The following is a 10,010-nucleotide window of genomic DNA, read 5'->3' as shown; positions in this document are numbered from 1 at the left end:
GGGAACGGTATTTGAAGTGGCTGAGGGTTAGCTCAATCCAACGGTAACATTCGTCCTTGGAGTCCCAGCCGGGCTCCAGACAGTCTGCTTGTGAAAGGAGGCTTCTTACATCCTCCAGGGTTTTGATGAAATGGGTGTTCATGATGATTTTCATATCCTCATCATGAACGACAGTGCTGAAGTCGGCTCATTTCATGTTAGAAACCAGCCCCTTCTTCAGGCTCATTTCATATTGGAAGAGACTATTACAGGTCAGGCAAGACAACGTTTATTACCATGACCCTTTTGGTTAAAAGGTTGAGTGACTCAAGACTAGACCATAACTTACTTTCGGCACCTCCATTCTCATGAACACAGTGCCCGCAAGCCAATATAACTTTTGCGAGATAGCAATCATTTCCTCAGCATCAGCGGATTAGACATTTCGTGTTATGTATTGGTAGCACTGAAACTAATGCCTCTCCGGTGATGCTCCTTTCAGGTTGATTACTGCAACTGACTCTTTTTGATCCACGCCAGTGTCTCCGCCGTCAGACTGCCTATGTAAAGCGTATCTTCAGATTCAAACACCGAGGTCGCGGTTGGATAGACGCCTTCTGGATCCTGAAGATTCTGGGTAATCAGTCCCTGATCATCAAAGGCGATGACGTGAGTATAAAAGGTGGCTTTAGGTCGAAGGCTGGCGGGCAGGCGCTGAACCATTTTACGAATAAACGGCCGATCCGACACGGCATCCAGAAGCTTGTTTCTGGGGGATACCAGCCCAACCCAATACTGACCATTCAGACCCCGATTGAGGTTATCCGGAAAAGCAGGCAGTTCACTGACCATCACTTCGGACTGACCTTTATCTGGGCCATCCAGCCAATACCGAAGCACCCTGTAGCCTCCGGTTTCATTCACAAACACAGACTGTTCATCATGAGCCAGAGCCACACCATTGGCGAAATTAAGGCCTGACATCAAGGTCGCCACTTCTCCAGTATCAGGATTGAACTGAAATAAACGACCATGCCCGCCATGTTCCATTAAATCCAGAAGGCTGGCTGGGTAACTGCCACCATTTTCCTCTGCGCCAAACTTGCTGGAAGCCTCAGTGAAATAGATCAAGCCCTGACGATCAATATCAAGATTGTTGGCATACACTAATGGCGTTCCTTCGACCTGACTTAGCAGTGAGGACACTTCACCTTTCGGGGTCACTTTTATTAGCCCCTGATATGCATCCGCAATAATAAGGTTTTCATTTTGATCCAGAGCCAGGCCCAAAGGACGCCCAAGATTATCAACAAACACTTCAGGCTGTTCTTTGCCGGGCTTCATCCGCAAAACCTTGCCTTCATGCACCGAAATATATAGCTGCCCCTGACGATCCATAATCAGATCTTCCGGACCGGTGTAAGGTGAGATATCGAGATGTTCGAGCGCAGACAGCTTTGAGTTAACCTGATAATCCCCGGTATAACCCGGATTATCAGGTGCCTGCCAGGCAACAGGATCAATGGTGACGGGGTACAGGAGCAGATAGAACAGGCCTGCCAGCATCAGCGTGGCAACCAGCAAAGAACATTTTTTAATCATGAGGGTTTGCACTTTTTGTTTTTCTAGCTGCTCTCTATTTAAACAGTAATCCACCGTCAGCTAATACTAAAAGTTCAAATACTTCTCCCCGGAACTGTTTAAATTAACCTTTGTCACCTGCCGGAATCAGTGGCGGAAAATGATCATCATAGTGAAGTTGTCGCTGAAAGGTACTTTGCAGGTGCTCCACTGCTTTTCCCAACGCCTCAACGGCTTCATCAAATTGACTGTCCACTTCTGAGACAAATTTAACATCACCCACCGTTAACAAAGGCACCCCACCCTTGCCCCTGGGTCCTGTCAGGTGACTCCGAATGTATTCTCCTCTCATTCTGAACAGCTCTGCCAAATCGACTTGAGCGTCTACAAGCGACTGGCAGGTCGTCAAAAAGGTTTTCATTCTTTCCATTACCATTTCACTGCTGATTTTCAAATCCCCCTCTATTTCAGGCATTGTAAAAGCATCAACAAAGGCTCGGGCTCTCTCCAGAATGCAGAGCAGCTCCTGTTGTAACTGGGGAAGTTCCTGAACCGCAGCCACAAAGGCTTTATCATCCGCAGAAGAAATTGTCTGACCCTGTTCAAAACAACCGGCATAGATTTGAAGATGCTTTCTATGCTTTATCACCGCCTCAAGCCGTGCACTGCCATCGGCCAGGCAGGCTTCACACACACCCAGCCTGATTTCGACTTTCTGATCATCGGAAAGCTTGGGATGCTTGAGGGCTTCACGGTATAAGAACAAGGCTCTGGAAGGGTTTTGGTCATACCCTCTTAACAGACGAGCAGCTTCTGCCATTGTGGACTCCACTGAATCGGAAGAATCCACGGAATCTGTTTTGGATTTAACTTCCTCTTTCCCGGACTTTTCATCGTCAGTCTGGACTTCTGTATTGTCAGAAGTTGAGTCGAATCCGGTCGAGTGAGAAGGTTGAGACTTTGTGACAACAACTGACTTCATCTCTTCCAGAAAATCATCCAGTTCCTTTTTCTCTCTCAACCTGGCTACTTCAACACGACTTTTATAAGCCTTCAGAGCAGACAATGACTGGTTCAGTTGACAGAGTGTGTCTGCTGTTTCTTCAGGAGTAGCTTCCACTGTCGGATTGAGCTCAGTCATAAACTTCAGAAAGCCATCAGCCAGACTTCTCTCAACCGCTTCAAGCATTTCACAGGCCGTTTTCAATTCAAAAAACTGGCCAGAGCCTTCCTGAAGAACAGCGGCCTGTTTTTGCGCCATTGTGATAACGGGCTGGATCAAATCCAGACAAGCTTTACTGTCAAAGTGAGCAAAGCACAAATCTACACCGGCTAATGCCTTGGCAAACTCATGATCCTGGCCAACCAGGACAACGTAATGCAGACGATCCCTCCAGAATTCACCTGCTGATACCGAATCATGACCCTCCCAGGCACCAGAAAGACAGTCATCAATCACTCCCATGCTGCGCCGGTTCATTTCCAGCAGAAGCTGCTTAGTGGTTTCAGATGAGCAATAGTTGCCAGCCAGGTCGGCAAAGAGTTTTGCAAACAGGTTCAAACTGTGTGCCACCCTTCTCATATGATCATGACAGGGTTCCAGAAACGTCTCTTTCTCAGTACCGTATAGCGTCACAAGTTTTCTGAGCTGCTCAAGCTCAATCATGACCACAATATAGGGGCCAAGATACTTCTTGATGTAAGGGGCCATGGTGCGCAGATCAACCGTCTGAAGATTAGCCTCCATATCCGCTGCAATGGCTTCAGCCAATGGCAGCATTTGTGACTTCAGGTGGCAGATGGACAACCTGATAATCTGGTGTTTACCGGTATGAAACTGGATAGCCTGACGTCTTAACACGGCTATAGATCGGGCTTCATCAGGGTTATCGAGTAAATACTGTTCATACTCCTTAATCAACGCCATAGCTCTGCTTTTCAAGTCTGGTAGATTCTGCAACGGGTATTTTTGCCCTTGTGCCTTACACGCCTTCATATCAGCATCCAGCTCTCTTGCCTTGACGACCAGATCATCGAGATGAAGCGTCATTACAATGCCTTTCACCTCTTTGGCAGCCAGCTGGGCTTTTTCAACTGGAGTACCACGAGCCATGACCTTATGCTGGTCAGAGTTGCTGTGTTTAGGTACCTGGAATCTTTTATCATCAAAAGATAGAGGCCTGTCTGGCTCATTTTTCAGCTTTTGGGAGCTTCTTTTTTGCAGAGTTTGGGAAGACTGGATGGAGCCACCAGAAGGTTTTTTAGTGGAGACTTCAGGCGTCGCACCGGGAGAGCTCTTCACAGTAGCGCCTCTCACTGTCGCGGTTGCTAAAGAGTCTTTTTGGCCGCTATTCCCCTTCTTTTTTTTAGGGCGGGTTTGTTTTACTTCAACTGTTGGTTGCTTAACGTCCAGTGTTTTTTTCGCTGAATCCTGTGAAGGGAGCATGATCAATTCCTTTTAGTGCTTACTGCTCTTGTGACTGCCCATCTCCCTGTATGTTCCCTGACGCTCTAACCAACCAGTCAGAACCTCTAACACTTTTGCAGGTTGTGCTTTCTGATAAATCCGGTGAATCTGCCGGAAAAGTATTCTCGTAAACACTAAAAGAGCTTTTGCTGGCAGCTGTTTGGCCGACAGTCTTTTCCAATACCCCTGAACCGGCCAGAAAGAGCGATTGGTTCAGGGCCAGATCAAAAGAACAGTTAAAAAAAGAGGAACCCCGGAATGGATATGAGCATGGGCATGGAGCTGCTCGATCACGAGTTTGTCGCTTTTGTCACCGCCATCCTGCAGATTATGGCGTCGCTGTTTATATTCCTGTTGGGTGTTGGCGTGGTGGCGATCCTGTTTATGTATCTGGCAGACAAACACCAGACCAGCCACACCATTCGCAGAAACTATCCGGTCATTGGCCGCTTCCGTTATTTCTTCGAGCATGTCGGGGAATTCTTCCGCCAGTACTTCTTTGCCGGTGACCGGGAAGAGATGCCTTTCAACCGAGCCCAGAGAGCCTGGGTTTACCGGGCCGCCAAAAATGTTGATCGCACCGTTGCCTTCGGCTCCAGTAAACCCATCCGTGAAAGAGGCTCGGTACTGTTTCTGAACTGCCCCTATCCAACATTGTCTGAAGATGCCAGAGAAACAGCCAGTGTATTGATAGGTCCAAATTGTGAGAAGCCCTATCGCCCAGCCTCCATTTTCAACATTTCCGGTATGAGTTTTGGAGCCCTTTCCGTGCCGGCTGTCCGCGCTCTGTCCAACGGGGCCCGCATGGCCGGCTGCTGGTATAACACCGGGGAAGGTGGACTGTCTCCCTATCATCTGGAAGGTGGCTGCGACATAGTCTTTCAGATCGGGACGGCCAAATACGGGGTCAGGGATGAAGAGGGCAACCTGAATGACGACCGCCTGAGAGAGGTTGCTGCTCATGAACAGGTAAGAATGTTTGAAATTAAACTGAGTCAGGGTGCCAAGCCCGGCAAAGGCGGTATTCTGCCAGCTGCCAAAGTCACCGAAGAGATTTCAAAGATTCGCCTGATTCCCATGGGAGAAGACTCCATCAGCCCCAACCGTCATCCTGAAATCAACTCAACCGGTGATCTGCTGGATATGATCCACAGAGTTCGCACTGTCACCGGCAAGCCCGTCGGTTTGAAATTTGTTCTGGGTGCTGATAACTGGCTCTATGACCTGTGTGATGAAATTCAAAAAAGAGGTCTGGAATCAGCCCCCGACTTCCTGACTATTGATAGCTGTGACGGTGGAACAGGGGCTGCACCGATGGCACTGATGGATGACGTTGGCCTGCCATTAAAGGAAAGCCTGCCCTTTATCCACAACCTGCTGATGGAAAAAGGTCTGCGCAAACGCATCAGGCTGATCTGTTCTGGCAAACTGATCAATCCTTCCGATGCCGCATGGGCTTTGTGCATGGGCGCAGACTTTATGGTGTCTGCCCGGGGTTTCATGCTGGCTCTTGGCTGTATCCAGGCGCTCCAGTGCAACAAAAACACCTGCCCTACCGGTATCACTACCCATATCCAGAAACTTCAGCGTGGGCTGGTACCTGAAGATAAAGCCGAGAGAGTGGCCAGCTACCATGACAATCTGGTGCACGACATTGAATTGATTGCCCACTCCTGTGGCGTAGATGAGCCTCGGAAACTGCGTCGGTATCATGCTCGCCAGGTCATGGAGAATGGGCACTCTGTACCTCTGGACAAGCTTCATCCATACCCGGACAGTGTGCAATAACAGCAAGAATGGATTTGCAGGTTGGCCGGGATAGCCAGCCTGCAGGACATGCGGTCAGCTGGTAGGAAAGTCTGCAGAGGCCTGCCCGATGGGTGAAGAGTGGATGTGGGCGATCTTCCAGTCCCCCTGATATTTTCTCAAAACATGAGTTGCCCTGAGAGATTGCAACTCGATCACCGCCCCTTCAACTTCCTTCAACCGGGTTTCAAACTGCCAGGTGCTGCTGCAGGAAACCTGGTCAGCGCCTCCCCACTCCGACTCGATGCGGTATTTCACAGAAAGGATTTCAAACTGGTTGAAAAGAGTTTCATACCAGAGTTTCAAGGCGTCATGACCATTAATCTGAGCACCCTCCGAGCTCCAGAACAGCAGATCTTCTTCCGGTGCATAGTGATCCAGCATGCCGGCACTGTTCTGTTGGCTGTAGTTTTCAGCCTGCAGGTCAAACAATGATCGGATTATCTCCCTGGAGTCCGCCATGTCGATTCCCCTCCTGAATAGTGCCCTGTTCATGGAATGTTCATATAAAAGTATAGGTAGAGTCAACGAAGGTTTCTTGACGGAATCTTGCCAGCAGGCATCAAAAGTCCGGGCAAGACCCTGTTCTGACGGGTGGTTCAGTGAACTTATGGCAATCAGGGGAGTCGTAATTAAGGTTCATAATCACTACCGGAGTATAAAAGTGAAGCCTCTGAAAAGAATAATTCCTACCCTGTTGGTACTGACAGCGACCGTTGCTCAGGCTCAGGGCCCCGCTCAAAAACTCACCGACGAATATGGTGAGGAATACACATCCATACCGCTCAAAAACGTCGATGCAGGCTCTTTAAACTTCGATCTGGCTGAAGTGTATTACGAAGATGAAGAACACTATCTGTCAATGCGCATCCAGGCTGAAAACCCTGCCAGAGCCAAGTTACTGACCACACCGGTAGAGCGCAAAAGCCCTACTGAGAGAGAAAAGCAGCTTTTCCAATACCTGAAAAAGTTTGATGAAACCTATCAGGAATTCAGCTGTGTTGACTATGCCATCTCAATAGGCAGGCTCACCCCGTCAGTACTGCCTGCTGGAGGCACGAGTGAAGTCGTCACCAAGCAGACAGTGCCAACCGGTCTGGACGCTTTCATAGACATGCCTGTGAGCCAGCAACTCATTAACGAGACTCTGTCAGAAGATCAGGAATACTATGGAATAGAGACTGTTGATTCTTCCCTCGCTTGCTACAACGTTCTGGATGCCAATCATTACCTGGGCTGGTTTGGTGCAAATAATTATTACAAACTGGACAGGGACTACGTATTCTACGAGTTTGAACAAGGCAACAGCGATTTCCTTCTGGATGCTGACCACCTGTTTCAGGATCTTAAAGCCAAGCTTCCAGCAGAGGTTCACCCCAGACTGGAAGAGATCAGGGCCTATATTATTGAGTACATCAATCGATAAGGTTCTGATTGATGGAGCCTGATATTAACGGGCTCCATCGTCATAATCCCCCAGAAACAGTTCTAAATCGGTGTTATGCATACTTCCCCAAAGTGCACCACTCCAAAAGGTATTGGTGTGAACTCGATAGCCATTCATGGTTTTTTCAAGATTTCGGGCAGCAGCCTTGAACCCTACCGATGCCAGGAAAGTAATCACCCTGGTGACCCGCCTTAAATTATGATCTGACTGAGTCCACTTTTTGTGGCGGCTACCCAGCTCCGGCACCACCTCAAAAGCATCACCGTCTCTTCTCAATCCCCAGAAATCCATCATCATGTCGATATTCGCAACCACTTTTTTCAGTAACACAGAATCGCTCTGAATATTCACAATCATCTGTGGTGTCAGCAATGGGGCCTTGGGGTTGGGGGTGGATTTGTTGTCCCATATCGGGAACAACTGCTGGATATAGCTGTGTTCTTTTTCCAGCACAAACTGCAACCTTTCATAGTCAAAGCGGGCTCTTGCCGCTGATCCAAAAGCCGGTTCCGGGCCTGCTGCTGTGGCCAGATTGCCTTCGAATACATCTTTGAGTGCCACTGACTGACCTGGATAGATTCTGGTTTCGTCATGGGCAAAGACGGGGAAATCTTTCCGTACCAGACTCTGTGGAAGGCTATTCCTCTTGGGCCGATCTTTCAGGAGCAGCTGCCTGAACTGATAAGAACCCGTTGCTTTTGCAACAGGTCGTACAACTGGTGTTGACGTCGGTTTAATAGTTGCCGTGGGTACTTTCACAGTATTTGTGGATACAGATACCCTTCTCTCATGCAGGCCCCCCTTACCTTTGGTCCCTTTTGGAGAAGCTGTTTTAGAAGGCGAAACAGTTCGGCTTTTCTCAACTACAACTGACTTTTTGGAAGAATCAAGCGGCTCCCCTTCAAAGGGTCCATCCAACCATTGGGGTGACTTGCTTCCTCCTGATTTAAACAGCTGCATTGGTTTTACATCCGAGGGATGGAGAGACGCCAGAGCAGCTGGAGAGATAGGTCCGAAAGTCACTGGTGGCGTACTGGGTAGAGTAACAAGGGTTCCTGTACCTGCAGGGGGTGCAGGTAAAACAGGTGCAGTATATAGAGGAGCAACAGCCTGATGACCAGCAATAGGAGCAGGTGGCAGCTCAGCTTGTGCTGGCTGGTAGGTCGGCCTGAAGTAATAATACAGCCCTGCACTGATTGAAAAAGAGATAGCCGATGCCGTCACTTTCTTAATGGTTTTATCCTTCAGGAAAGCCCTTCGAGTCTCAAACTGGTTGTAAGCGCTGCTCTGGACGGAGAGAGCAACATCAGTACTATTGACGTTCATGACCTTCAGACAGGGTGTCTCCGCCGAGAGATGAAAATCTTGCAGCAAGTAACTGTCGAAAATCAGAACATGGTTGCCCAAAGACAGAGTCTGACAACCCGCTCCATCTTCCTCAACCTGACGGGTGTCACCCAGTCCGTCCTCCTCCAGATCTTCCTGAAACTTCGGCCCAGAGAGCTCTTCAGCCAATGTCAGGCTGCTATTGGTCACCGCGGTATCGTTTGCTTCCAGCCAATGAGTAATATGCTCTATCCACAAAGGTTCGATCGCTGACTGGAACTGACCTCCGGAAATATCGTCATCGGGCAGGGGCAGATAAGGATCCAGCCATTGAAAATAAGGACTGGCTGTAAATTTCTGAACATGGACATACTGGTGTCTGGCATTGAGCAGGGATATCTCAAGATAACGCTCAGTCGGCTGATAACTGCCGAATGTTTCATCCATGGCTTCATCCCATACCTTCAGGTGCATGGACAACTCAAGCCTGGATAAGATTTTTGCCAGCTGTAGATATTCATCCTTCCCGTACGCCTGATCAGACCTGCCCTCATTCAACAGAGAGTAAATTTCGTAATGCGGCCCTATGGCATCCTTTACCAGAAGCACAAAGAGAGGAGATGGCCCCTCACTTCTGATGGGCACCGGATAGAGCTCATCCTGTGCTTTATATTTTTCTTTCGCCAGCTTCCAGCCTTCCCACCAGAGGCTCATATAATCAGCCACTACCAGGGCAAGACTTCCTAAACTGAATACCGTCTTTCCGTAGGGCACATTGTTCGAAACAACATGCATCACGAGCAAAAAGGGGACCAGTGCCTGAAGGGATTGAAAATAGCTGCCTGCTACGGAGGTCTTGTAGCTGTTCAGAGTTTCGAGGGTGGCTCCACGCCAATATTGACAGTGTTTTCCGTCACATTCATAGACACCATCAGAGAACGGATACAACTCCGAGCTATATCCCTTACTGGCCAATATGCTGATACATACAAGCAGACTGCATAGGAAAGTTTTCATGGCAGATTAAAGGGTATTTTTAATAGGTAAGTAATTTTCTTGCTAACTACGTGCTCTGGAATACCAATATAGCTATATATTCACCATTTATGGCCAACGCCCTATGATCTGACCATGAACACTGGCATTTCACCCTTCTCACAGTATTTTCCAATCCTGAAATGAGCCTGAAGGCAGGTACTACTACCTAACCCTCGGCTTGTCGCTCATGAACTAATTGAAACAGGATTTCTCTGGCTTGTTGCAGCTTTCTGGCCGCTTCATTATCGGTCATGGCTTCCGCTTTGTCCTTTAGTTGGTCCAGTGTAATCCCTTCTTTCAGGTACTGTTCTGGTTCCTTCAGTGACAGGAACTTTTCGTAAGGGGTCATCATGTTTTCATAGCGGT

Annotated in this window: 7 protein-coding genes; 2 read left to right on the top strand and 5 right to left on the bottom strand. The window is 48.6% G+C overall.

The window, feature by feature from the left end; all coding sequences use genetic code 11:
* Nucleotides 1–486: 486 nt before the first annotated feature.
* Nucleotides 487–1,581, bottom strand: coding sequence for an SMP-30/gluconolactonase/LRE family protein (locus WG89_RS27160; protein WP_062270786.1), 1,095 nt, complete (start codon nucleotides 1,579–1,581; stop codon nucleotides 487–489).
* 103 nt (nucleotides 1,582–1,684) lie between these two features.
* Nucleotides 1,685–4,006, bottom strand: a complete 2,322-nt coding sequence (locus tag WG89_RS27155; RefSeq protein WP_062270785.1) for a hypothetical protein — start codon at nucleotides 4,004–4,006, stop codon at nucleotides 1,685–1,687.
* 285 nt (nucleotides 4,007–4,291) lie between these two features.
* Between WG89_RS27155 and WG89_RS27150 the strand changes: the two genes are divergently transcribed.
* Nucleotides 4,292–5,815, top strand: a complete 1,524-nt coding sequence (locus WG89_RS27150; protein WP_216638570.1) for an FMN-binding glutamate synthase family protein — start codon at nucleotides 4,292–4,294, stop codon at nucleotides 5,813–5,815.
* Nucleotides 5,816–5,869: 54 nt separating this feature from the next.
* Here the strand turns inward: WG89_RS27150 and WG89_RS27145 are convergent, their stop codons facing one another.
* Nucleotides 5,870–6,295: a YybH family protein gene (locus WG89_RS27145; RefSeq protein ID WP_062270784.1), complete on the bottom strand. Its 426-nt coding sequence runs from the start codon at nucleotides 6,293–6,295 to the stop codon at nucleotides 5,870–5,872.
* Nucleotides 6,296–6,497: 202 nt separating this feature from the next.
* Between WG89_RS27145 and WG89_RS27140 the strand changes: the two genes are divergently transcribed.
* Complete coding sequence (locus WG89_RS27140) at nucleotides 6,498–7,259, top strand: hypothetical protein (RefSeq protein ID WP_153301861.1); 762 nt, start codon at nucleotides 6,498–6,500, stop codon at nucleotides 7,257–7,259.
* Between the two features lie 24 nt (nucleotides 7,260–7,283).
* Here the strand turns inward: WG89_RS27140 and WG89_RS27135 are convergent, their stop codons facing one another.
* The gene (locus WG89_RS27135; protein ID WP_062270782.1) at nucleotides 7,284–9,554 is read right to left on the bottom strand and encodes an opioid growth factor receptor-related protein; all 2,271 of its coding nucleotides are present in this window, start codon (nucleotides 9,552–9,554) and stop codon (nucleotides 7,284–7,286) included.
* 256 nt (nucleotides 9,555–9,810) lie between these two features.
* A partial coding sequence (locus WG89_RS27130; protein ID WP_216638417.1) for a hypothetical protein occupies nucleotides 9,811–10,010 on the bottom strand: 200 nt, incomplete at its 5' end.

The organism is Endozoicomonas arenosclerae (assembly GCF_001562015.1).
Lineage (GTDB): Bacteria > Pseudomonadota > Gammaproteobacteria > Pseudomonadales > Endozoicomonadaceae > Endozoicomonas_A > Endozoicomonas_A arenosclerae.
Note: the sequence above shows the minus strand (reverse complement) of the source record. Positions and strands in the feature narration are given on the sequence as shown.